Source organism: Longimicrobium sp. (genome assembly GCA_036377595.1).
Taxonomy (GTDB): domain Bacteria; phylum Gemmatimonadota; class Gemmatimonadetes; order Longimicrobiales; family Longimicrobiaceae; genus Longimicrobium.
Genome location: DASUYB010000089.1, coordinates 59,165 through 83,032, shown reverse-complemented (window position 1 = coordinate 83,032; position 23,868 = coordinate 59,165). Strand labels below are relative to the sequence as shown.

The following is a 23,868-nucleotide window of genomic DNA, read 5'->3' as shown; positions in this document are numbered from 1 at the left end:
GCAGCCCCGATGGGGTTGCCGGCCTTTCGCAGCTCTTGATGTCGGTTCCGGACGGGTTGGTGGAATGCGCGCAGAGTGACATATTTCAGACTCATCGGCGGCTCGCCCCGGTCGCGCAGATCCGGCATCGCCCATTCTCAGTCGAGGGAGCGCTCCGTGAGTATTCATCTTTCCCCTGAGCTCGAATCTCGCCTCGCCGAAGAGGCGGAGGCCCGTGGCACCACGCCGGACCTGCTCGCGGAGCAGGTTCTCCGTAAGCACCTGCCGGCGGGCCCGGATCCGGAAGTCGAGCCCGGCAAGTCGCTCGCGGATCGCCTGAAGGACTTCATCGGCGTCCTCCACAGCAGCGAGCACGTACCCGGTGGGGCGCGGATGTCGGAGCGCACGGGAGAGCAGTTCGCGGCAGGAATGCTAGAGAAGCGAGCCCAAGGTCGGCTGTGACTCTCACGGACGCGGGTGCGATCGTCGCGCTCCTCGATGCGGACGATCCGTACCACGAGCGGTGTGCCCGCACGGCCGCCGCTCTCCGGGACGGGCCGATGCTCACGACATGGCCGTGTTACACAGAGGCCATGTATCTGCTGGGCAGGGCTGGCGGATACTACTATCAGGCGACGCTATGGAGGCTTCGCCGGGAGGGGCACCTTGTCCTCCACGATCTCTCGGAAACCGAGGTGGATCGCGCCGCGATGCTGATGGAGAAGTATCGCGACGCTCCGATGGACCTGGCCGACGCGACCCTGGTTGCGGCCGCGGAGACCCACGAGCATCGCCAGATCTTTACGCTCGATCAGCACTTCCGGATCTACCGGCTGGCGGATGGGTCCGTCCTGGAGATGGTGCCTGCCTGACGAAGATCTACTCTGCATCAGGTTGAACAAAACGGCCGCCGCGCGGATGACGGAGATCCGCGCGGCCGCCGGCTACAGATTCCACAGGCGCCAGGGTTCGGCGCAGCGACAGTTTCGGTGCAGCGCCTTCGGAATGACAGACCTCAGCTTCTGATCCCTCCCTCCCCTCCGCAGTTCTCCGCGGCTCCGCGTGAGGCCATCAGTGCAGCGGCAGCCAGTAGGTCACCTTCAGCGCGAGGAAGTTGTCGCCGGGCTCGTCGAGCGTCTCGAGGAGCGAGCGCGGGCCGACGAGCGAGATACGGTCGCGGTCGCCGGAGCGGTCCTGCTGCCAGACCAGGTAGAGCGTGCTCCCCGGCCGCCACTCCCAGCGCAGCACCGCGTTGCTGCGGAACGAGCGCACGTTGAAGTCGTTCACCGTGCGGCTCTGGTCCCCCAGCTTCACCCGCACGCTGTTGCCGTCGCGGACGACGCGCATCGTATCCCCGTCCAGCGGCCGCAACTCGCGCGCGCGGGCGGCGCCCAGCTCGCCGAAATCGTGGTAGCGGCCGCTGCTGGCGAACGGCTGCGCATACAGCTCCAGCGACAGGTCGGGGGTGAACAGGTAAGTCAGCCGCACGTCGGCGAAGAACTCGCTGCGGTCCATCGACGCGAACACGTAGCTGCGCCCGAACGTCTCCGCGGGACCGCCCTCGAACGTCGCCACGTACTGCCGCGTGGGCGTGTAGCGGAGGTAGTTGGGCTCGATGGACAGCTGCCAGCGCGGCCCCGGGCGCACGGAGAGGCGGCCGCTGTAGCGCTTGGTGACGGCGCGGGTGTCCGTCATCCCGTAGTAGATGCGGCCGCGCCACTGGAAGCGCGCCGCCGCGCTGTTCTGCAGCAGCCCGATCACCGCCCACGAGCCGGGCGTGCCCGCCAGCGGCCCGCCGCGGGTGAGCGTCTGGCTCTGCGCCGGGAAGACGCGGAACGCGGTGAAGGTGGTGCGCCAGAAGTTCTTCAGCGTCGCCTCCCAGTCGAGCCAGAGCTCCTGGTCTTCCAACACCCCGCCGCCGTTCCACTGCGCGATCGGGGTGACGTACGTGGCCCAGCGCCGGAAGGGGCCGCGCGGCGTGGTCTCGCGGTAGCGCAGCTCGCCGGAGACCTGGCGATAGTCGGCCACGGACTGCGAGCCCGCGTCGTTCAGCTCGAAGCCGGGCGAGCGCAGGTCGCCGGCGACGGTCCACAGCCAGTGCTTCCCGCTGATCTTCTGCGCGGAGAGCGACGCGGTGTAGCCGGAGAGCGTGGTGCGGGACGGATCGTAGGTGACGTAGTCCGCGTCCGGCCGCTGGAGATACCGCGCGCTGGAGCGCTGAATGCGCAGGATCGCCAGCGAATCGCCCGCGACGTGGCTGAAGCCCAGCGCGCCGCTCACCTCGTACGTCCCGCCGCCCAGGCGCAGGTTCCAGTCGGCGGCGCCGGCCACCGCGTCCCTGTCCAGCCGCGCGCCCAGCGGCGAGTCGTCTCCGATCGCCCGGTGCACGCCGGTGAGGATGATCCCCGCCGTCGAGCCCGTCTTCCCCAGCTCCTGCTGGAGACGGACGACGCCGAAGCCGGTCGCCGGCTCCACCTCCACCCGGCCGAACTCGCCCGTGGTGGCGTCGAAAGTGCGCGCCCGCTCGCGCGCCGTCACCGCGCCCAGGACGCCGACGGAAAGGCCGCTCGGCAGCCGCCCCGTCAATTTCGCCGCGCCGAGGATGGTGCTGCTGGAGGGGGTGGAGACGAAATCCCCGCTCGCCACGCCGTGCGGCGCCGCGCCGATGCGCCGCGAGTAGAAGTAGCCCGCGCCGCCGCCGGAGAGGAGCCCGCTCCCTTCGGTGAAGAACGGGCGCTTCTCGGCGAAGAAGGTCTCGAACGCGCTCAGGTTCACCTCCGCCGGGTCCGCCTCCACCTGCCCGAAGTCGGGATTGACCGTGGCGTCGAGGGTGAGGTTGGGGCCGAAGCCCACCTTCACGTCGGCGCCCGCGCGCACCGTCTGCTCGCGCGGCGAGTGGAAGGGGTCGACGGGATCGACGCCCTGGCTGAACGACGCGCCGGTGGCCACGTACGGCGACAGCTCGATCCGCCGCTCGGGGTGTACGCCGGTGATCCCGCCCAGCTCGCCGAAGCGCGACGCCCACGCCGACACGCTCTTGGGAACGACGATCCAGTAGTCGTCCTCCTCCTTCTGCGGGATCCAGCGGCGCGCGTTCACCCCCCACGTCTGCGCCTGGCCGGGGTTGAAGCGGAGCTGCGAGAGGGGGATGCGCATCTCCGCGGTCCACCCGGCGGTGTCGCGCGCCACGCGGGCTTCCCACACGGGGTTGAACTGCGCGTCGCCGGAGTCGCTGTCGCGGGGGTGATAGACGTCCCCCCGCGTACCCGCGGCGGTGACGGCGAAGGTGTACGCGGTGCGCCGGTCGTGGTAGGTGTCCAGGGAGATGGAGATGAACTCCGCCGCGTCGGTCACGTCGCGCCGCGAGACAGGCGCCCGGATGCGCGCGGGGTCGCTCGACCACATCCGCGCGCCGACGTAGAGCGCGTGGTCGTCGTAGAGGATGCGGACCTCGGTGCGCTCCGTGGCCGGCGCGCCCTCGCGCGGCTCCTTCTGCCAGAAGCCGCCGAGCGCCGGCGCGGCCGCCCACGCCTCGTCGTCCAGCCGCCCGTCGAGCTCGGGCGCGCGGCCCTGGATGCGCGCGGCGTCGGCGCGCCGGGGCCGCGTGGCCGCCGCGGTGTCCGCGCGCGCCGTGTCCGCCCGCTGCTGCGCCGCCGCCGGCGCGGCCAGCAGCAGCGCCAGCGCGGCCGGGGCGAGCGCGGGGAGTGCGCGGTGCATCACCGCCCCCCGTTCACCAGGAAGGAGAGGGCCAGGCGCCGCTCGGTGTCGGAGCGCATCCCGCCGACCACCGCGCGGTAGGCGTCCGTCACGCGCGGCGAGCCGAGCAGCCCGGAGGGGACGCGGGTCAGCACCAGCCGCTTCTCCGTGTCCGACCCCATCTCCGCCGCGGAGCGCAGCGCGGCGACGGCCGTCGGCTCGGACGCGCGCTCCAGCGCGGAGACGAGCACGAGCCGGCGCTCGGTGTCGCTCCCGATCCCGTCCACCGCGCGGAAGAACGCGGCGCGGAAGCCCGCATCCGCCAGCGCGCCGCGGCGGAGCGCGGTGAGGAGGACGAGCCGGCGCTCCGTCCCGCTGCCGATCCCCTCCACGGCGCGGAAGAAGGCGTCGCGCGCCGCCGGCTCGGCCAGCGCGTTGCGCTCGGCGACGCGGGTGAGGACGAGGCGCGTCTCGGTGTCGCTCTCCATCCCTCCCGCCGCGCGGAGGAGCGCCGCCAGCCCGCGGCCGCCGCTCACCCGGTCCGCGGCCTCCACCAGCACCAGCCGGCGCTCGGTGTTCGAGCGAATCCGCGCGCCCGCGTCGTCCATCACCCGCGCGAAGTCGGCGTCGGACATGGGGCCGCTGGCCAGCAGCGCGCGGTAGTACAGCCGCCGCCCGGTGTCGGTGCGGAGGTCGGCCATGTCGGCCAGCACCCCCGCCACCCCCGCGCGCCGCCGGATGCGGGCGACGCGCGCGTCGGCGCCGATCCCGCTCTCGCGCGTGGCCTCGCGGATCGTGCGGCGCGCCCAGTCCCGCCCCGCGGCGTCGAGCGGGCGCTCGCGGCCGTTCACCCGGTAGCGCATCTCCACGCCGTCGCCGTCCGAGCGGAACTCGATGCGCTGCTCGCGGCCGCCCTGCTCCTCGCGCACCGTCAGCGACGCGCCGGGCTCCATCGACTCCACCCAGTCGCCCGCGTCGTTGAACTCCACGCGGCCGCGGGCGCGCACCTCCAGCTGGCGGCCGTCGTGCGACGAGACGATCTGCGTCTCGCCGTAGCTGTGGCGCTCCTGTGCCCGCGCGGGCGGCGCCAGGAGGAGGAGGGCGGGGAGGATCAGGGCGGCGGTTCGCATCGTTGCTCCGGGGAGGGTGGTTGCAACTGTTGAAAAATCAGCATTTGAGACGAAAAGGACGGCGGGCGCGCGGGGCTCGCGCGCCCGCCGCGATCAGCTGCCGGTGAACTCGCGCACCAGCGCCTCGAACCAGCCGCGCGCGGGGCCGTCGTAGCCGCGGGCGCGTCCGTCCACCGTGTAGGTGTAGACCGGGCGGCCGTCCTCGCCGGGGCGGGCGGTCAGCCTGCGGACGGTGCCGCCGCGCGTCTCCTGCGCCACCAGCGAGCCGCCGCGCCGGATGCGCACGATCTCCCAGCGGTTGCGGGTGAAGACCACGCCGCGCGTGCGGAGGATCACGTCGCGCCCGTCGGCCTCGATGTGCGTGTCGGCGTCCCACGTCTGCTCGCCGCGGGCGGCGGAGGGCTGGGCGGCGGTGGACTCGCCGCGTGCGCCCGTGCCGCCGCGCGAGGACGATCCGCCGGCGGCGCTCAGCAGCGCGTTCAGCGCCAGCATCCGCTCCGAGTCCGAGCGCATGGCGCGCGTGGCGGCCACGTACGCATCGCGGTTGCGCGCGTCCATCCGCTGCGTGCTGGCGGCGGTCATCAGCACCAGCCGCCGCTCGGCGTCCGAGCCCATCCGCGCCAGCTCGGCGAAGAGCAGCGCCAGGCAGTCGGCGTTCAGCCGGTGCGCGTCCAGCAGCGCCGACATCACCAGCCGCTCGTCGGTGTTGGAGGAGAAGGCGGCCAGCGCCTCGTAGAAGACGTGGGGGACCGGGTTCGAGGGGAAGGCGCGGTGATGCAGGGCCGCGTCTAGCACCAGCCGGCGGTCGGTGTCGGATTCGATCGTCTTCGCCGAGCGGATGATGGCGGTGACGTTGTCCGCGCTCAGGTCGCCCTTCTCCAGCAGCAGGGTGAGGATGAGGCGGCGGTCGGTGGACGACTTGATCTCGTCCGCGGCGCGGATGATGGCGGCGTACAGCCCGGGATCCGCCGTCCCCAGCCGGCTCATCAGCGTGTGCGTGTCCGCGCCGGCCAGGCTCGCCACGGCGGCGGGCGGCGTATCCGCCGGCGCGGTCGTCACCGGCGTGCGCTCGGTCGCCGGCGCGGCGGCGGCGGGGACGGCCGGCTGCTCCGTCGCCGCCGGCGTGCCGCCGAGCCCCAGCGCCTTCGCGGCGGAGCGGCGGACCGACGCGGAGGAATCGCGGATCTTGCCGGCGATCCCCCCGTCCCGCGGCGGCGGGGCGTCGATCCCGGCGATCCTCACCGTCAGCGTGGACACGTCCTCCGGCGCCGGCGTCGCCTGCAGCGCGGCGGCGGGCGAGGGGACGGCGCGCAGCGCGGCCAGCGGCGCCACCGCCGCCGCCGCGACGATCAGCGCGGCGAAGCCCAGCCCGCGGCTCACCCCGCCGCGCGGCGTGGCGGCGTCGAGGATGGCCAGCAGGCGCCCCTCGAACTGCGACCGGCGCGCCATCGCCAGCGCGGCGGCGGGGCCCTCGGCCTGGCCCAGCGAGCGGACGATGTCGAGCAGGTGGTCGGCGTACGCGACCGGGCGCGTCCCCAGCGACAGCACCGCGTCGTCGCAGGCGTGCTCGCGCTCCTCGCGCATCCGGCGCGCGGCCAGCCACACCAGCGGGTGGAACCAGAAGAGCGCGATCGCCACGTGGGCGATCCACTGCGTCGCCGGGTCCCACCGGCGCACGTGCGCCAGCTCGTGGGCCAGGACAACCGTGCGGCGCTCGTCGTCCCACTCCTCCGCGTCGGCGGGAAGGAGGACCACCGGGCGCACGATCCCCCACGTCATCGGCACCAGCGCGTGCGTCTCGCGCAGCAGCGTCACCAGCCGGCCCACGCGCAGGCGCCGCGCGAGGCGGTCGGCGATGTGGACCCATCCCTCGTCGGTGATCTCCGTCGCGCGGCGCTCCATCCACCACACGCGCGCCAGCCCGTAGCCCAGGCGCACGACGAGCAGGATGCCGCCCGCCGCCCACAGCATCGTCATCACCCGCTTCCAGTCGAACGGCTTTGCGGGGGATGGAGATGTGGGCGCGGGGGCGAACGCCGTCCCCGCGGCGGGCGTGGCGGCGTCCGCGAGGGGCTTCGCGGGGGATGGAGATGGCGTCGCCGGCGCGGCGGCGGCCGCGGGCGTGGCGGCGACGAACTCCGTCGCGGGCCGCAGCGGCGCGGGGACGGGGACGACGCGCCACGCGGGAAGGAGGCGCGTGACCAGCGGCAGCGCCAGCATCGACGCCAGCGCCACCACCCAGACCAGGTGGCGCGCGGCGGCCGAGCGGCGGCGCATCAGGTGCGTGGCCGCCAGGGCGGCGACGAGGACGACGGACCCCTTCAGCGCCGCGTCCGCCAGCGCGGCGAAGACGGCGGCGGGCAGCGCGGCGCTCATGCGGCCTCCTCCTCGTCGGCGCGGGCCCGGGCGATCAGCGCGGCCAGCCGCTCGAGCTCGGCGGCCGTGGGCTTCTGCTCCTCGAGCAGCGCGTTCACCACCTGCTCGGTGCTGCCGCCGAAGAAGTTGCGCACCACGTCCTTCAGCGCGGTGGTGCGGGCGCGGCTGCGCGGCGTGGTGGGCAGGTAGACGTAGCGCTTGCCGTCCATCTCGTGCGCCAGCCGCCCCTTCTCCTCCAGCAGGCGCAGCGCGGCGCGCACCGCCGAGTAGGTGGGGGGATCGGGAAGCTCGTCGAGCACCTCGGCGGCGGTCACCTTTCCGCGGCGGTACACGATCTCCATGATCTGGCGCTCGCGGCGGCTGAGCCCTGCCAGGTCGATCTCGGGCATGGGGACGGCGGGTGCGGTGTGCGGCTGCGTTCGCGCGGCGGACAGGGCGGCGGGGACGGTGCCTCTCCGGGGCGCGCTCGGTGGAAACGTGCGGAAAATTCCGCACGTGCTGAATTATCAGCAGGTAGACGCGCCGGTGTCAAGTGAATCGATCCATCGCGTATCGCGCCGGTGGGGGAAGGCTTGCGGCAACTCGTTCGCCTGTAGAGATTTGCATCTCCCACGGTCGAAATCCGCATCTCCCGCAGTCCCCCGGTCTCCATGCCCGATCAGACCGCAGACGCGCCGGCCTCCGGCCAGCTGCCGATCCCCGATCTCCACGTGGCGCCGCCGCCGGCGAGCACGCTGGGGCAGACGCCGCACGAGCCCGCGGTGCGCCCGTGGGAGCTGGAGCTGCTGATCTCCGGCGCGCTCGTCTTTTCCATGCTGCAGATCCCCGGGCAGCTGGACGCGTGGCTCCACGGGATCGAGCCGCGGATGGACGGCGCGCGCTTCCAGATGGTGTTCCTGGCCTGGTTCTACGTGAAGCTGGCCGTGTACGCGCTGGCCGTGGGCTTCAGCGTGCACCTGGCGGTGCGGGGATACTGGGTGGGCGCCATCGGGCTGGAGGCGGTGTTCCCCAACGGCATCGTGTGGGAGCGGGCGCGCGGCGGCCCCATCGTCCGCGAGATGCAGCGGCAGCGCACGCCGCGGATGCAGACGGTGATCGACCGCGCCGACCGGCTGGCCAGCATGGTGTTCGGCGGGGCGTTCGCGCTGGCGCTGCTGCTGGTGTACGCGCTGATGATCGGCGGCTCGGCCATGCTGCTGGGGTTCGCCGTGGCCGGCGCGTTCGGCGCGTCCGACCGGGGGCCGCTGCTGATGGAGGCGGTCATGGCGCTGTACGTGATCCCCATCATGGTGGTCACGCTGCTGGACAAGCGGCTGGGCGACCGGCTGGACCCCGGCAGCCGCCTGGCGCGGGTGATCCGGGGCGTGGGGCGCGCCTACACGCGGATGCAGGAGGTCGTGCCGTTCACGCCGCTGATGATGACGCTCCTGACCAACCTGCGCGGCCGCCGCGGGCTGCGGGTGGTCACCGTGCTGCTGGTCGTGGGCGGGGTGGGGATCGCGGCGAAGAAGGTGGTGGACGAGACGGGCGCGGTGCACACCGACGGCTACGACTTCCTCCCCGACGCGCCCGGCGCGCTGGGCGTGGCGCGCGGCTACTACGACGACCGGCGGGGAGACGGGACGGACTTCGCCGAGCTCCCCTTCATCCAGTCCGACATGGTGCGCGACCCCTACGTGCGGCTGTTCGTCCCCTACCGGCCGCGGCGGCACAACCAGCTGGTGCGCGAGCGCTGTCCGCGGGTGCGCGCCGCTGTCCCCGCCGGCGGCGTCTTCGGCGCGGAGCGGCCGGAGGGCGACCGCGCGGGCCAGGCGGTGCTCGCCTGCCTCGCCTCGCTGCAGCCCGCGACGCTGGACGGGAAGCCGATCGCCTCCGCCTGGCGCTTCGCCGCCGATCCGAAGACGGGCGTGCGCGGGATCGTCGCCTACCTCCCCGTCGCCGCGCTGGCGAAGGGCGAGCACGTCATCACCGTCGCCAAGCTGCCGCCGCGCGATCCGGAGGAGGCGAAGAAGCCGAACCCGCCCTTCGCCATCCCCTTCTGGCTGTGAGGCGCCGGGCTTGGCGCCCGGCGATGGGAGTGCCCAGTGCCCAGTGCCCAGTGCCCAGTGCCCAGTGCCCAGTGCCCAGTGCCCAGTGCCCAGTGCCCAGTGCCCAGTAGCGCGGGGACTGGGCACTGGGCACTTTCACTTCATCCCGCCGCGGCGTACTTTCCCGCGCCTCACCGATGCGCCCGCCCGGGCGCCGCAGTCCGACCCTGACCCGACCGCCCACGCCGATGCAATACCCGCTCAGCCTGACCTTCAAGCTGTTCGCCCTGTCGCCGCAGATCTCGGTGATCGACGCCGCGGGGGTCCTGAAGATGTACGTGAAGCAGAAGGCGTTCAAGCTGAAGGAGCAGGTCACCGTCTTCGCCGACGAGCAGCAGACCCGGCCGCTGTACCACCTGCAGGCCGACCGGGTGATCGACTTCCGCGCCCGCTACCACTTCACCGACCCGCAGGGCAACTACATCGGCTCGGTCAAGCGCCAGGGCGCCCGCTCCATCTGGCGCGCGCGCTACGACATCGAGGTCAACGGCCAGGTGATGCTGACCATCCAGGAAGAGAACCCCTGGATCAAGGTGGCCGACGCCGTGTTCAGCGACCTGCCCATCGTGGGGATGTTCGCCGGCTACGTCTTCAACCCCGCCTACTCGGTGACCGCGCCCGACGGCACCGTGCTGATGCGGCTGGTGAAGGAGCCCGCGTTCATGCAGGGGAAGTTCCGCGTGGAGGAGATCGTGGACCTTCCCGAGCACGACGAGGTGCGCATCGTCCTCTCGCTGCTGATGATGCTGCTGCTGGAGCGCCGCCGCGGCTGACGGGCCGCTCTCCGGGAAGGCCGGGACAAGGATGCCGCCGCGGCCGCGCTCCTCGCGCGGGCCGCGGCCTCGCCGAGACGCTGGAGCGATGCGCCCGCTTCGATATTCCATCAACGTCACCCTGGACGGGTGCTGCGATCATCGCGGGATCATCCCGGACGAGGAGCTTCACCGTCACGCGGCCGGGATCATCGCCCGGGCCGACGCCCTCCTCTTCGGCCGGGTGACGTACGAGATGATGGAGGCCGCGTGGCGGGGGCCGGCGCCCGCGGGAGCGAGGCCCGACTGGATGGAACCCTTCGCCCGGACGATCGACGCGGCGAAGAAGTACGTCGTGTCGAGCACGCTGGACCGGGTCGACTGGAACGCGGAGCTCGTGCGCGGAGACCTGGAGACGGCCGTCCGGCGGCTCAAGAGCGAGCCGGGCAGGGGAGTGTACGTGGGAGGCGTGACCCTCCCGCGGGCGCTGGCGGAGCTGGGATTGATCGACGAGTACGAGCTCATCGTGCATCCCAGGCTGGCCGGCCATGGGCCCACGTTGTTCGCGGGGCTCTCGAAGCCGATCGACCTGACGCTCGTGGGCCGGCTGGAGCTCGCCTCGGGGGCGGTGGCGATGCGGTACGAGCCGAGAAGGCAGCCATCGCCGGGATGAGGTCCGCGTCCCCCCGGATCCGGCGGCACCCTCCCGAGGCCGGATGCGAGGCGCGGGTTGACCGATCCGGCGGGGGGGATTATCATCCTGTCGCGCCTCCGTGGCGCCGCGGCGAGTTCTGGCGATTGCTCCGCGTTATAAATGTGCTAAACCGCCCGGGGGTCCCCGGCGGTGCACGCCGGGGACCCCTTTGACATTCCTGGGATCCGGCCCGCGGCTTCGCGGGCGGCGCGGGCGCTTTGAACAGCGACAGCTTGGCGGGCCCGCGCCAGCAACGGATCGCCGCCTAAAGCGTCGTCAGGGTCCACCGTCCCCATGCGACGGCGGACCCTTTTCGCGTGCCGGACCCAAGCGCCCGCGCGCCCAACCCCAATCTTTCGCGAGACCGGGAGACCATGAGCACCGTCCTCGACCCCACCCGCGCCCCGGCCACGGTGGCGTACACCTTCACCAGCGAGTCCGTCAGCGAGGGCCACCCCGACAAGGTGTGCGACACCATCGCCGACTCCATCCTCGACGCGCACCTGGCCGCCGACCCCGCGAGCCGCGTCGCCTGCGAGGTGCTGTGCAAGGAGAACCACGTGGTGCTGGCCGGCGAGATCACCTCGAACCACGGCGTGCACTACGAGGAGTTGGTGCGCGAGGTGGTGCGCGAGATCGGGTACGTGGACGCGGACCAGGTGTTCCGCCCCGACAACCTGAACATCCACCTCTTCCTGTCGCGCCAGGCGGCCGAGATCGCGCAGGGGGTGGACGCCGACACCAGTCTCTCCGGCGAGCAGGGCGCGGGCGACCAGGGGATCATGTTCGGCTACGCGACCGACGAGACGCCCGAGCTGATGCCGCTGCCGATCCTCCTGGCGCACAAGCTGGCGCGCTCGCTGGCCGACCACCGCCGCAAGGGCTCGGCGGCCTGGCTGCGGCCGGATGCCAAGACGCAGGTGTCCGTGCGCTACGAGGGCGGGGTGCCGGTGGCCATCACCGACGTGCTGGTGAGCACACAGCACGCGGCCGACGCCGACCGCGAGACCATCCGCCACTTCATCGCGCTGAACGTGGTGCCCGAGGCGCTGGGGCAGTGGTACCACGACGACATCAACCTGATGGTGAACCCCACCGGCAGCTTCGTGCAGGGCGGCCCGTCGGCCGACGCGGGGGTCACCGGGCGCAAGATCATCGTCGACAGCTACGGCGGGATGGGGCGCCACGGCGGCGGCGCGTTCAGCGGCAAGGATCCGAGCAAGGTGGACCGCTCGGGCGCGTACTTCTGCCGCTTCGTGGCCCGCCAGGTGGTGAAGGCGGGGCTGGCGAAGCGCGCCGAGGTGCAGGTGGCGTACGCGATCGGCGTGGCGCAGCCGGTGTCGGTGAAGGTGGACACCTTCGGCACGGGCGACGAGCGCGCGGCGGCGGAGTTCGTGAAGCAGAACTTCGACTTCCGCCCGGGCGCCATCGTGGAGCGGCTGGACCTGCTGCGCCCGATCTACCGCCTGACCACGAACTACGGCCACTTCGGCAAGCCGGAGCTGCCCTGGGAGCAGTAGGACCCCTCATCCCCCCGACCCCCATCTCCCAAACTGCGGGAGAAGGGGGAGAACGACGGGAAGCTTCGGCGCGCGCTGAGTAGCCGCGAGCGAAGCGAGCTCCCGTCCCTCCCCCAGTCTGTTTTGGGGGAGGGACCGGCGCGAAGCGCCAGGGAGAGGGCCCACGGAGGCGGCGGAGACGCCGTTCAGCGGTCGCAGTCCACGAAGATCGAATCACGAGCACGAACGAACGAGCAGATGAGCTTCGCCCGCGTCCACACGATGATGTGCAGCATGTGCATGTGCCGCCTCCCCAAGGGAGACGGGACCGGCGCGGCCGCACCCATCGGACGCGTACTGGCAGGATGACCGCGTAGCCGGATCTCCCGGCACGGTCGCACGCCACCCCGGCCCTCTCCCCGCGAGAGGGCCGGGATTTTTTTACCCCTGAACCACGGGAGACACGAGGATGAGCACGATCATCGATTCAAGCGAGCGCAGGCTGGGGCTGGGCACGCTGGCCGTCCGCAGCGCGCAGGAGACGGCGGACCCCGCGACCAACGCCCGCGCGGTGCCGATCTACGCCACCACCAGCTACGTGTTCAACGGCCCCGAGCACGCCGCCAGCCTCTTCGGGCTGCGCGAGTTCGGCAACATCTACACGCGGCTGATGAACCCGACGAGCGACGTGTTCGAGCGCCGCATCGCCGAGCTGGAGGGCGGGGTCGCCGCCGTCGCCACCAGCAGCGGGCAGGCGGCGCAGACGCTGGCGCTGCTGAACCTGGCGCAGGCGGGAGATTCCATCGTCGCCTCGTCGCGCCTGTACGGCGGCACCTTTACCCTGCTGAAGTACACGCTCGGCCGGCTGGGCATCACCACGCGCTTCGTCGACTCGTCCGATCCCGCGGACTTCGCGGCGCAGATCGACGAGACGACGAAGGCCGTCTACGTGGAGACGATCGGCAACCCCAAGCTCGACGTCCCCGACTTCCGCGGGCTGGCGGACGTGGCGCACGCGCATGGCGTTCCGCTGGTGGTCGACAACACCTTCGGCACGCCCTTCCTCGTCCGCCCCATCGAGCATGGCGCGGACGTCGTCCTCCACTCCGCGACCAAGTGGATCGGCGGGCACGGGACGGCAATCGGCGGAGTCGTCGTCGACGGCGGCACCTTCGACTGGGCGGCCAGCGAGCGCTTCCGCGGGCAGTACGTCGATCCCGAGCCGGCGTACCACGGGCTGTCGTTCGCGTCCACGTTCGGCAACCTGGCGTTCGCCATCCGGCTGCGCGTGCTGCTGCTGCGCGACGTGGGCGCGTCCGCATCTCCCTTCAACACCTTCCTCTTCCTGCAGGGGCTGGAGACACTCCATCTCCGCATCCAGCGCCACAGCGAGAACGCGCTCGCCATCGCCCGCTTCCTCGAAGGCCATCCGGCGGTGACGTGGGTGAGCTATCCGGGCCTCGCATCCCACCCCAGCCACGAGACGGCGCGGCGCTACCTGCGCGGCGGCTTCGGCGGCGTGCTCACCTTCGGCGTGCTCGGCGGCGACGCGGCGGCCAAGCGCGTGATCGCGGAGTCGAAGCTCTTCTCCCTCGTGGCCAACGTGGGCGACGCGAAGAGCCTGATCATCCACCCGTGGAGCACCACGCACGAGCAGCTGGCCGACGAGGAGCGCGTGGCCGCGGGCGTCACCCCCGACCTGGTGCGGCTGTCGGTGGGGATCGAGGACGTGGACGACCTGGTCGACGACCTCGACCGGGCGCTGCGAACGGCGGTGGGATTGTGAGCGCGCGCGAACGCCGCCTGCACCACACCGGCCGCTTCGAGCTCGACGGCGGGGACGTGCTCGACGGCGTGGTGCAGGCGTACCGTCTGGACGGCGAGCTGAACGAGGCGCGCGACAACCTCGTCATCGTCTTCCACTCGCTCACCGGCTCGCCGGACGACGCGGGCGGGTGGTGGGGAACGGTGGTGGGGCCGGGGAAGACGGTGGACACGGAGCGCTACGCCGTCCTCTCCACCAACCTGCTCGGCTCGTGCTACGGGACGACTGGCCCGCGCGAGGTCCGTCCGTTCCCCGCCGTCACCCCGGGCGACCAGGCGCGGCTGGTCCAGCTGCTGGTCGACGAGCTCGGCGTCCGCTCCGTCGCCCTGGCCACCGGCGGCTCGCTGGGCGGGATGGTGGCGATGGAGTGGGCGGCGCGGAACCCGACGCTGGCGCGCTCCGTCGTCGTCTTCGCGGCGCCGGCGGCGCACACGGCGTACGCCATCGCGTGGAACCACGTGCAGCGCGCGGCGATCGAGGCGGCCGGCCAGCGCGGGCTGGAGATCGCGCGGATGGTGGGGATGATGACGTACCGCACCGCGGCCGAGCAGGCGGAGCGCTTCGGCCGCGCGCGCGATGGAGATGGGAGCTGGTCGATCGCGTCGTATCTCGACCACCACGGGCGCAAGCTGCTGGACCGCTTCGACGTGGACAGCTACGTGGCGCTGACGCAGGCGATGGACGCGCACGACGTCGGGCGCGGGCGGGGCGGCGTCGCGAGGGCGCTGAGGCGGATCGAGGGGCGGCTGGTCGGCGTCGGCATCCCCGGCGACCTGCTGTACGCGCCGGAGGACGTGCGCGCCTGGGTGGACGCGGCGGGCGCGGAGTACCGGGAGATCGTCTCCACGCGCGGCCACGACGCCTTCCTGCTGGAGCCGGAGCAGGTGGCGGAGATCCTGGGCGAGGCGCTGGAGGCGGGGGAGTCCCGTGCCTCGGGTTGGGACGGGGCGAATGAATTCACGGCAACAACAGCACGAAGTCGCTTCGCGACTGACGCCAGCTATCCGCTCGCAAGGGCGGCTATTGGAGGTGGGAGATGAGCATCGTGGAACCTATCGCGGTGGTGCCGCGGATCGTCCGGCCGCCTCGCGTGGTGCGGATCGCGCTGGCGGGGTGCGGCGTCGTGGGCGGCGAGTTGGTGCGGCTGCTCGCCCACGGCGCGGACGAGATCCGCACGCGGCACCGCCTGCGCTTCGACCTGGCCTCCGTGCTGGTCAAGCATCCCGATCGTCCCCGCCCGGACGAGCTCGACCGGCGCGCGCTGACGACGGACGTGGACGCCTTCCTCGCCACCGACGCCGAGGTGTTCGTCGAGGCGATCGGGGGGATCGAGCCGGCGCTCCGCATCGCGCGGACGGTGCTGGGCGCGGGGCGGCGGCTGGTGACGGCCAACAAGGCACTGCTGGCGGCGCACGGGCCGGAGCTGGCGGCGCTGGCGCGGCGCACGGGCGGGCGGCTGGACTTCGAGAGCGCGGTCGGTGGCGGCATCCCCATCGTCCGCGCGCTCCGCGACTCGCTGGGACTCACCGGGATCTCGGCGATCCGTGGGGTGCTGAACGGCACGACCAACTACATCCTCACCCGTCTCGGCGAGGGGTGGCGCTACGCCGACGCGCTGGCGGACGCGCAGGCGCGCGGCTTCGCCGAGGCCAACCCCGCTCGCGACCTCTCCGGCGAGGACGCGGCGGACAAGCTGCGCATCCTGGCGTGGCTGGCGTTCGGCATCGCGCCGGGCGGGCTGGTGGTGCGCCGCCGCGGCATCACCCCCGATCCCGAGCGGCTGGCGGCGGATGCGGCGCTGCTGGGCGGCATCCCCCGGCTCGTCGCGGAGGTGGTGGACACGGGCGATGGGATCGCCGCCGCGGTGGAGCCCGTGATCGTCCCCGCCGCGTCGGAGCTGGGCCGCACGCGCGACGAAGAGAACGCGATCGTGATCGAGAGCCGGTGGAACGGCCGCGTGCGACTGGCCGGCCCCGGCGCGGGCGGCGCCCCCACCGCCAGCGCCCTCCTCGGCGACGTGCTCCGCTCCGCCGCCCGCGCGGGCCGCCCGCACGCCGCACCGCGCGCGCCCATAGAGGATGCGCGCCAGCACGCCTGGGTCGTCAGTATCGCCCGCGACGACCGCGCGGAGATCACGCTCGACCGAACGCTGCACCGCGCCCGCATCACCGCGTCGGACGTCGTGGCCGACGGCGACCGGCTCGTCGCCGTCACCCAGCCTATCCCTTGGCGCCGCGTGGACCTGGCCGCCCGCGTGCTGGAGTCGGCGCGGCTCGCGCCTGTCATCTCCCGCTGCGAGGTGCGGGTGTGATCCACGCGCGGGAGGCCGGACGCAAAAGTCCCCTTCTCCCTGAAGAGCAGAGAGAAGGGGGAAGATCCATCAGGTAAGGTAATTTGAATTACGGTAATTAGAATTACGTTGTTCTGCTCTCCAGCAGGTCTGCGAGACCCAGCAGCAGGACGTCCGACTCGCGCTGAACGATGGCCGCGAGCTCAGGGGTGAACCCATTGCGCGCGAAGACGAGGTGCACAGGATCTGACCCGGCGTAGTAACGGTTCTTCGCCGCCTCGCTCCGGAGGTCCGCGAGAACGTTGATGCCCGCGGGCTTCTTCCACCACTTGCATTCGCCGGCCACGCGGCGCCCGTCCAGCAGCTCGCCGGCCACGTCCACGTCGTAGTCGGACGACCAGATCTTGCCCACCGGGCCAGCGGGAACGCCGAGCTTCTCCTGGCCGTACAGCGCCACCCACGTCCTGCAGATCTCCTCGAACCGCAGCCCCATGTAGTCGTCCATGTACGGCTCGATCCTGAGCTTCCACACCGCGTCCGCGTGTCCCGACTGCAGCGCCGACAGGTTCGGCAGCACGAAGCGGAAGTGGAAGCTGAGAAAGGGGTCGTCCAGGAAATACCGGGTGTTGCGGCTCTTCTCCGGCGCCTGCACGTCCATCGACCACATCCGCCGCAGCAGCCGCATCCGCTCCAGCCGGTCGATGTAGGGGGTGATGCTGGAGCTCTGCTCGCCCTTGTGCATCACCCGGTTGACGATGTCTCCGCGCTCGGTCAGGCCGTCGGCCACGGCGCGCAGGATGCTGGCGTAGCGCGCCGGCGACTGCAGCTCGGCCTGCAGCAGGTGCATCGGCTCGTCGCGCAGCGGGGCGCCGTCGTCCAGCACCAGCCGGTGGACGTTCGCCGCGAGGTCCTCCGCGGGGTCGCAGAGCGACAGGTAGTACGGCATCCCGCCGAACACGCCGAACCCGCGCAACGCTTCCTCCGCACCCCAGCCCGGCAGCATCTTCGCGGCCTCGCGGTAGGGGAGCGGCCCCACCTCCAGGTCGCGGGACTGCCGGCCGTGCAGCGGGTTGCGCTCCGCGAGCAGGTCTTCCATGAACGCCACCGCCGATCCGCACAGCACCAGCTTCAGCGGCACGCCGCTCCGCCGTACCTCGTCCCAGACCTTCTGGAGGATGGAGGGGAGCGCCTTGTTGTCCTCGCACAGGTAGGGGAACTCGTCGAGCGCCACCACCAGGCCGCCCTCCGCGTCGGATCCCACGCGCGAGACGAGGTACGCGAAGATGCCCTCCCAGCCGGAGACCGCGGCCAGCAGCGGATCGGGCCCGAGCGCCTGTGCGATCGCGTTCCTCAGCAGCGCCTGCGAGTCCGCATCGGTCACGCGCGTGGCCTGGAAGTACACGTGCCTGCGCCCCTCCAGCGCCTTCTGGAGCAGCGTCGACTTGCCCACGCGCCGGCGGCCGAAGATCACTACCAGCGAAGGCTTCGCGCTGTCGAACTCGGCGCCGAGCGCGGCGAGCTCTCGTTCCCGGCCAACGAATACCGTTTCCATCGCCACTCGCTCCAGAGTAATTTCATTTACGGTAATTCAAATTACGCTATAAATGGAGAAAGTCAATCTGAGTAATTCAGATTACCGTAATTTAAATTACTTAATGGTCGCTGGCGTGAGTGTCGTTCATCACCGAATGTGCTGCAGGCGCTGAGTCGATCCCCCATCTCCATCTCCCCATGTCTTTCACGCAGACGCCGCCGACGCTCGGCAACCAGTGGGACGAAGACCTCGCGCTGCGGTCGCTGCTCGCGCGCGTGCTGCCGGGCGACGTCCTGGCCGAGGTCGAGCCGTCGCTGCGGGAGATGGGGCGGCTGTCGGCGGAGCTGTATCCCGCGCAGCTGGCCGACTTGCCGAACGAGCCGCGGCTGGTGCAGTGGGACGCGTGGGGGAACCGCGTCGACCGCATCGAGCTGACGCCGCTCTGGCGCACGGCGGAGCGCATCGCGGCGGAGCACGGCGTCGTCGCCGTGGCGTACGAGCGCGCGCACGGCCGCTTCTCGCGCGTGCACCAGTTCGCGCTGGCGTACCTCTTCACCCCGTCCACCGACATCTACTCCTGCCCGCTGGCGATGACGGACGGCGCCGCCCGCGCGCTGATCGCCGCGGAGAACGACGAGCTGGTGCGCCGCGCGGTTCCGCGCCTGACCTCGCGCGACCCGGAGACGTTCTGGACCAGCGGGCAGTGGATGACGGAGACGCCCGGCGGCTCCGACGTCGGCAACACGGAGACGGTGGCGCGGCGGGGAGATGACGGCGGATGGCGCCTCTACGGGCGGAAGTGGTTCACCTCCGCCGCCACGTCGCAGATGGCGCTGACGCTCGCGCGGCCGGAGGGGAATCCGCCCGGCGGCCGCGGGCTGGCGCTCTTCTACCTGGAGACGCGCGGGGAGGATGGGCGGCTGAACGGGATCCGCATCGACCGGCTGAAGGACAAGCTGGGGACGCGCAAGCTGCCCACCGCCGAGCTGACACTGGACGGCGCGGTCGCCGTTCCCGTGCGCGGGCTGGACGGCGGCGTGCGCAGCATCGCGCCGATGCTGAACGTGACGCGCACCTGGAACGCGGTGAGCGCCGCCGCCCTGATGCGCCGCGGCGTGGCCCTCGCGCGGGCGTACGCGCCGCTGCGGCGGGCGTTCGGCGCGCCGCTGGCCGGGCTGCCGCTGCACGTGGACACCCTCGCCGGCGCGCAGGCGGAGCTCGAGGGCGCGCTGCACCTGACCTTCCGCGTGGTCGAGCTCCTCGGCCGCGCCGAGGCCGGCGAGCTGGACGACGCCGGCCGCGCGCTTCTCCGCATCCTCACCCCCATCGCCAAGCTGACCACGGCGCGGCAGTCGGTGGCCGTCGCCAGTGAGATCGTGGAGTCGTTCGGCGGCGCGGGATACGTGGAGGACACCGGCCTGCCCACGCTGCTGCGCGACAGCCAGGTGCTGACGATCTGGGAGGGGACGACGAACGTGCTCTCCCTCGACACCCTGCGCGCGCTGCAGGACGCGGGCGGTCTGGACCCGCTCGTCGCCGAGGTGGCGCGGTGCGCGTCGGAGGTGCGCGACCCCTCGCTCGGCGCGCCGACGCGCGCGGCGCTGCGGTCCCTCGAGCGCGCGGCGGAGTGGCTGCGCGCCGCCACCCGCGCGGGCGAGCCGGCGGTGCAGGCGGGTGCGCGACGCTTCGCGATGACGCTGGGGCGTGCGGTGGAGACGGCTCTGCTCGCGCATCACGCTCAGTGGTCGCTCGATCGCGGCGATCTGCGCCCCGCCGCCGCCGCGCGCCGCCTGGCCGCGAACGGGCTCGATCTCATCGCCGCGGTGGACGCGGACGATTCGCGGCTACTGCTGGACGCGCGCGTGCCCGAGCCGCAGGACGTTCCTGCCGCGGAGCCGGAGCCATCCGGGGAGGCGAGGTGATTCCCCCGAATGCGACGCGACTCCCCACACACCGCCACGCGCGTCATGGGTAGGAGATGCCGGAATGGCGCACCGGCTGTGGATCGGACGTCCCACGTTGTACCATCTTCTCCTCAGGACTCGTAAGGATCTAATTTTCTGACAGATGTTTCCCGGATTGGACAAATAAGTGTTTCCGTGCGCGTTTGCTTGAATCCCCATCTCGTTCCGCAAAAACGCCTTGCACCACCGGGAACCCGGCACCCCGGATCCGCCGCACGGAGAGCGCCTCACACGCAGAATGTCGCGGGGTCCGGCCCGGCACACATCCTGACTTATCGGGGGTCGTCGCCGGGCTCACCGGCGCAATGCCCGCCTCCGTCACGGCGCGGCGTGGAGCGGCACGCTGCCGCATCGATCGACGGGCGCGTGGCGCCCGGATCGGCCCAACGGGAAACCGAGAAGGATATCCGGACCATGAAGAAGCTGAGCCTGAACCTCGACGACCTGAGCGTGGAATCGTTCACCACCCGCACCACCGACCGCGCGACCGGTACGGTGAACGCGCACGAGTCCGGCACCGAGGCGGGCGCCTCGGACCTCGGCGACGGGTGCTCGGCGTTCTACTCGTGCTACGCCGGTTGCGGTGGCGGCGGTGGCTACTACAGCGCCGGCGACACCTGCGGCGAAGAGACCGAGTGGGTGAGCTGCACGCTCGACTACAAGCACTGCGGCTTCTGACGCGGCGCCTCCAGGAGTAACGAAGGGCCGCGGCTCACCCCGAGCCGCGGCCCTTCGCGCTTTCGGCCGAGGGGCCGGCGATCCTGGCCGGGAACCTGGTGGTGCAGTACCGCACCGCGCGCTCGGGCGCGTCGCCCAACCTTCCCGCGGCGGCGGAGATCCGCATCCCGCACGAGGGGAAGAGCCTGGAGGAGATCGAGCGCGAGGCCGCCGCGGTGACCCTGCAGCTCACCGGCGGCAACCGCAGCGCGGCGGCCCGGCTCCTCGGCATCTCCCGCCCCACGCTGGCCCGCATCCTCCGCCGCGAGCCGCGGGCGGCCAACGGCGCGTAAGTCTCCACCGCTAAAAGAAGGTCTTACGCAGAGTTAGCAGAGTCAGCAGAGAACCGCAGTTCCCTCTGCTAACCCTGCTGACTCTGCGCGAGCCTTTCTGTTTATCGGGATCCGTCACGGGAGGGCGGTCAGCTTCGCGTCGCCGGCGCCGCGGAGGTGCGCGTCCATACCAGGATCACCCCGCACATCGCGCTCGATCCACCCCACTGCGCGGGGACGTTGCCGAAGTACATCTCCACCCCCTCGATCTCCGTCACCCCGAACTCCACGTCCACCGGCCCGCTCAGCGTGTAGGGGAAGCCGTCCACGAAGAAGCGCGGCGGGCAGTCGCCGCCCTGGCTCATCGACAGCGCGCGCGTGGAGCGGACGGTGTTGCCGTCGGGCCCCGGCTGCACGCGCACGCCCGGCACCCCGTAGAACAGGTCGGTGAAGCGGATTGCGTTCTGCTCCTCGATCTTCGCGCGGGTGATGAAGCGGCCCGTGCTGGAGTTCTGTGCGCGCCGGTAGAAGTCCTCGATGCGCCAGTCGCGCGAGCGGGCGCGCGCGGCGGCGGTCAGCGGCGCGAGCGTCACGGAGAGCGCCTCCATCACCACCATCACCTCGCGCTCCTCGCCCGCTGTGAGGTCGATCCGCACGCCGCGCGGAATCCGGCCCATCAGCGTCACGCTGGCCCCGTGGCGGCCGGGGGAGAGGCCTTCGACGCGGACGACGCCCTGCGCGTCTGCCACGCCGCGCCCCCGCCCGTCCACCGACACCTGCGCGCCCGGCAGCGGCGCCTGCGTCTCCGCCGCGAAAACGGTGAAGACGACGGCGCTCCCCTGCGCCGCCGCGGAACGCGCGGGGTACCAGAGGAGGGCGGCGAGGAGGAGAAGGAACGGGCGGGACGCGGTTCTCATGGCGCAAAGGGTCGGGGGACACCGGCGCGGACCGGGAGGCTCCCAGCGAATATCGCGCGGCGCGGACGGCGGCGCGACCGCAGAATGTCGCGAACGCCGCCGCGGGGTGGAGACGGGGGGCGCGGTTGCTCGCGCCCTGCACGGACAGTAACTTTCATCGTTTTTCCGAGCCACAGGCGCGGAACGGTCCATGCGGTCCGGGGCTCGGCTCCGGACCCGTGCCGTGTCCGCGCCGGCTTTACAGGCGTTCGATCCGTGGGCGGCCCGAGGGGCGGCGCCGCCCGGGAGAGGGAGATATGAGCACCCAGGCGCCCGACGTGCCTGCGCCCGGCGGCTACGCGCCGCGGGGCAAGGACAACGGGATCGTCAAGAGCAAGGGAACGGTGAACCTGCCGCGCGCCGAGGGGCGCGAGCCGGTGCACCACCGCGCGCGCAAGCCCGAGTGGCTGAAGGTGCGCGCGCCCGGCGGGGCCAACTACCTGCGGCTGAAGGGGCTGATGCGCTCGCAGGGGCTGCACACCGTCTGCGAGGAGGCGCACTGCCCCAACATCGGCGAGTGCTGGGAGAGCGGCACCGCCACCTTCATGATCCTGGGCGACGTGTGCACCCGCGCGTGCAAGTACTGCGCGGTCGCCCACGGGATGCCCACCGAGCTGGACCGGGACGAGCCGCGGCGCGTGGCCGACTCGGTGGCGGCGATGGGGCTGGAGCACGCGGTGATCACCTCGGTGAACCGCGACGAGCTGTCCGACGGCGGCGCGGCCATCTACGCCGAGACCATCCGCCAGATCCACGAGCGCGTCCCCGGGTGCACCGTGGAGGTGCTGATCCCCGACTTCAAGGGGAACGAGGCGGCGCTGCGCACTGTGGTCGAGGCCGGGCCCGAGATCCTGGCGCACAACATCGACACCGTCGAGCGCCTCTCGCGCTGGGTGCGTCCCGGCGGACGGTACTGGCGGTCGATCTCGCTGCTGGGCGCGGTCAAGCGGATGAACCCGCGGCAGCTGACCAAGAGCGCCATCATCCTGGGGATGGGCGAGACGGAAGACGAGATCCGCCAGTCGATGCAGGACCTGCGCGAGGCGAGTGTCGACATCCTCACGCTAGGGCAGTACCTGCGCCCCAGCGAGCACCACGTGCCGCTGGACCGCTGGGTCACGCCCGACGAGTTCCGCGCGTGGAAGGAGACGGGCGAGCGCGAGCTGGGCTTCGGGCACGTGGAGAGCGGGCCGCTGGTGCGCTCCAGCTACCACGCGCGCGAGCAGGCGCGCACGATCGACCCCGACGGCCCCGGCCGCATCACCGAGATCGTCGAGGCCGACGTGGACGGCGACGTGCGCATCGACGAGGCCGAGGCCGCCCTCCGCGCCTCGCTCGTCACCCCGCCCGCCCCGCGCCTGGTGCAGCTCGGGAGCCTGTGAGCGGGACGCCGGCGGGCTCGGGCAGGCTGCGGATCTACGTCGACACTTCGGTGATCGGCGGCTGTCTCGATCCGGAGTTCGAGGCCGCGTCGCGGAATCTGTTCAGCAAGTTCGAGTCGGGCGAGCACGTGCTCGTGTTGTCCAGCGTCACTGTCGGAGAACTGCGGAATGCACCCACCGCAGTGCAGGAAGTGCTCAACCGGGTGCCGGACGATCACATCGAGCGGTTGCAGCTGACGAGTGAGGGCGAGCGCCTTGCAGCGCTCTATCTCGCGGCCGGCGTAATCCCCAAGCGAATGACCGCCGACGCGCAGCACATCGCGGCGGCGACGCTGGCCGAAGTGGACGTGCTGGTGAGCTGGAACTTCAAGCATGTGGTCAACTTGCTGCGGATCAAGGGCTTCAACGCCGTGAACCTCGGATCGGGACTGCGGCCACTGGAGATCCGCACTCCGCAGGAGGTGGTGGACGATGACGACTGAGAAGCCGTTCGACGCTGTGCGCCTGATGCGCGAGCTGCGTGATGATCTGTCCCGCAAGATGGCATACATGACGCCGGAGCAACGCGTCGAGTTCATCAACCGAGAGGGCGAAGACGGTGCGCGGGAGCTGGGGCTTCCGCCTGCCGTTGACCCGCGCGTGGCCGCCGAGCGGGCGCGGGCAGCGCGCGCGGGAGAAGGCACAGCAGCACCTACGCGCGCGGCTTAGACGCGCG

At 71.9% G+C, this 23,868-nt stretch carries 21 protein-coding genes; 15 read left to right on the top strand and 6 right to left on the bottom strand.

Annotated features, from left to right (window positions below; genetic code table 11):
- Nucleotides 1-156: 156 nt before the first annotated feature.
- The gene (locus tag VF092_13095) at nt 157-441 is read left to right on the top strand and encodes a hypothetical protein (GenBank protein ID HEX6748225.1); all 285 of its coding nucleotides are present in this window, start codon (nt 157-159) and stop codon (nt 439-441) included.
- Between the two features lie 131 nt (nt 442-572).
- A complete protein-coding gene (locus tag VF092_13090) occupies nt 573-851 on the top strand; it encodes a hypothetical protein (GenBank protein HEX6748224.1) in 279 nt (92 codons plus the stop codon).
- 199 nt (nt 852-1,050) lie between these two features.
- Here VF092_13090 and VF092_13085 read toward each other — a convergent pair whose 3' ends face one another.
- The 4 genes from VF092_13085 to VF092_13070 all read right to left on the bottom strand — a co-directional run bounded on the left by VF092_13085 (nt 1,051) and on the right by VF092_13070 (nt 7,570).
- Nucleotides 1,051-3,696: a DUF5916 domain-containing protein gene (locus tag VF092_13085; GenBank protein HEX6748223.1), complete on the bottom strand. Its 2,646-nt coding sequence runs from the start codon at nt 3,694-3,696 to the stop codon at nt 1,051-1,053.
- Complete coding sequence (locus VF092_13080) at nt 3,696-4,805, bottom strand: hypothetical protein (protein ID HEX6748222.1); 1,110 nt, start codon at nt 4,803-4,805, stop codon at nt 3,696-3,698. Before VF092_13080 ends, VF092_13085 begins: the two co-directional genes overlap by 1 nt.
- 93 nt (nt 4,806-4,898) lie before the next feature.
- Complete coding sequence (locus tag VF092_13075) at nt 4,899-7,181, bottom strand: M56 family metallopeptidase (protein ID HEX6748221.1); 2,283 nt, start codon at nt 7,179-7,181, stop codon at nt 4,899-4,901.
- Nucleotides 7,178-7,570: a BlaI/MecI/CopY family transcriptional regulator gene (locus tag VF092_13070; protein ID HEX6748220.1), complete on the bottom strand. Its 393-nt coding sequence runs from the start codon at nt 7,568-7,570 to the stop codon at nt 7,178-7,180. The genes VF092_13075 and VF092_13070 overlap by 4 nt, the downstream gene beginning before the upstream one ends.
- 261 nt (nt 7,571-7,831) lie before the next feature.
- Here VF092_13070 and VF092_13065 point away from each other — a divergent pair, with 261 nt between their 5' ends.
- The 7 genes from VF092_13065 (at nt 7,832) to VF092_13035 (ending at nt 16,349) form a co-directional block, all read left to right on the top strand.
- On the top strand, nt 7,832-9,229 hold the full coding sequence (locus VF092_13065; GenBank protein HEX6748219.1) for a hypothetical protein: 1,398 nt from the start codon (nt 7,832-7,834) through the stop codon (nt 9,227-9,229).
- A gap of 227 nt (nt 9,230-9,456) precedes the next feature.
- Nucleotides 9,457-10,041, top strand: a complete 585-nt coding sequence (locus VF092_13060) for a hypothetical protein (GenBank protein HEX6748218.1) — start codon at nt 9,457-9,459, stop codon at nt 10,039-10,041.
- Between the two features lie 88 nt (nt 10,042-10,129).
- Nucleotides 10,130-10,693: a dihydrofolate reductase family protein gene (locus tag VF092_13055; protein HEX6748217.1), complete on the top strand. Its 564-nt coding sequence runs from the start codon at nt 10,130-10,132 to the stop codon at nt 10,691-10,693.
- Between the two features lie 395 nt (nt 10,694-11,088).
- A complete protein-coding gene (metK, locus tag VF092_13050) occupies nt 11,089-12,234 on the top strand; it encodes a methionine adenosyltransferase (protein ID HEX6748216.1) in 1,146 nt (381 codons plus the stop codon).
- Nucleotides 12,235-12,682: 448 nt separating this feature from the next.
- Nucleotides 12,683-13,999, top strand: coding sequence for an O-acetylhomoserine aminocarboxypropyltransferase/cysteine synthase family protein (locus VF092_13045; protein ID HEX6748215.1), 1,317 nt, complete (start codon nt 12,683-12,685; stop codon nt 13,997-13,999).
- Nucleotides 13,996-15,078 carry a homoserine O-acetyltransferase gene (gene metX / locus VF092_13040; GenBank protein ID HEX6748214.1) on the top strand — a complete coding sequence of 361 codons (1,083 nt, stop codon included), beginning with the start codon at nt 13,996-13,998 and terminating at the stop codon, nt 15,076-15,078. Before VF092_13045 ends, metX begins: the two co-directional genes overlap by 4 nt.
- Nucleotides 15,075-16,349 (top strand): homoserine dehydrogenase, encoded by a 1,275-nt coding sequence (locus VF092_13035; protein HEX6748213.1) that lies wholly within the window; start codon nt 15,075-15,077, stop codon nt 16,347-16,349. Before metX ends, VF092_13035 begins: the two co-directional genes overlap by 4 nt.
- A 103-nt stretch (nt 16,350-16,452) precedes the next feature.
- Here the strand turns inward: VF092_13035 and VF092_13030 are convergent, their stop codons facing one another.
- Nucleotides 16,453-17,880: an ATP-binding protein gene (locus tag VF092_13030; GenBank protein HEX6748212.1), complete on the bottom strand. Its 1,428-nt coding sequence runs from the start codon at nt 17,878-17,880 to the stop codon at nt 16,453-16,455.
- A 179-nt stretch (nt 17,881-18,059) separates the two neighbouring features.
- On the opposite strand from VF092_13030, the gene VF092_13025 reads away from it, so the two are divergent.
- The 3 genes from VF092_13025 to VF092_13015 all read left to right on the top strand — a co-directional run bounded on the left by VF092_13025 (nt 18,060) and on the right by VF092_13015 (nt 20,836).
- Nucleotides 18,060-19,784: an acyl-CoA dehydrogenase family protein gene (locus VF092_13025; GenBank protein ID HEX6748211.1), complete on the top strand. Its 1,725-nt coding sequence runs from the start codon at nt 18,060-18,062 to the stop codon at nt 19,782-19,784.
- A gap of 456 nt (nt 19,785-20,240) precedes the next feature.
- Nucleotides 20,241-20,504 (top strand): hypothetical protein, encoded by a 264-nt coding sequence (locus VF092_13020; GenBank protein HEX6748210.1) that lies wholly within the window; start codon nt 20,241-20,243, stop codon nt 20,502-20,504.
- Nucleotides 20,505-20,605: 101 nt separating this feature from the next.
- The gene (locus VF092_13015) at nt 20,606-20,836 is read left to right on the top strand and encodes a helix-turn-helix domain-containing protein (GenBank protein ID HEX6748209.1); all 231 of its coding nucleotides are present in this window, start codon (nt 20,606-20,608) and stop codon (nt 20,834-20,836) included.
- 128 nt (nt 20,837-20,964) lie between these two features.
- Here VF092_13015 and VF092_13010 read toward each other — a convergent pair whose 3' ends face one another.
- Nucleotides 20,965-21,732 carry a TonB-dependent receptor plug domain-containing protein gene (locus VF092_13010; GenBank protein HEX6748208.1) on the bottom strand — a complete coding sequence of 256 codons (768 nt, stop codon included), beginning with the start codon at nt 21,730-21,732 and terminating at the stop codon, nt 20,965-20,967.
- A gap of 296 nt (nt 21,733-22,028) precedes the next feature.
- Here VF092_13010 and lipA point away from each other — a divergent pair, with 296 nt between their 5' ends.
- The 3 genes from lipA to VF092_12995 are packed head-to-tail and all read left to right on the top strand — an operon-like array spanning nt 22,029 to nt 23,861.
- Nucleotides 22,029-23,153: a lipoyl synthase gene (lipA, locus tag VF092_13005; protein HEX6748207.1), complete on the top strand. Its 1,125-nt coding sequence runs from the start codon at nt 22,029-22,031 to the stop codon at nt 23,151-23,153.
- Complete coding sequence (locus VF092_13000) at nt 23,150-23,635, top strand: hypothetical protein (GenBank protein ID HEX6748206.1); 486 nt, start codon at nt 23,150-23,152, stop codon at nt 23,633-23,635. Before lipA ends, VF092_13000 begins: the two co-directional genes overlap by 4 nt.
- The gene (locus VF092_12995; protein ID HEX6748205.1) at nt 23,625-23,861 is read left to right on the top strand and encodes a hypothetical protein; all 237 of its coding nucleotides are present in this window, start codon (nt 23,625-23,627) and stop codon (nt 23,859-23,861) included. Before VF092_13000 ends, VF092_12995 begins: the two co-directional genes overlap by 11 nt.
- The last annotated feature ends 7 nt before the right edge of the window (nt 23,862-23,868 follow it).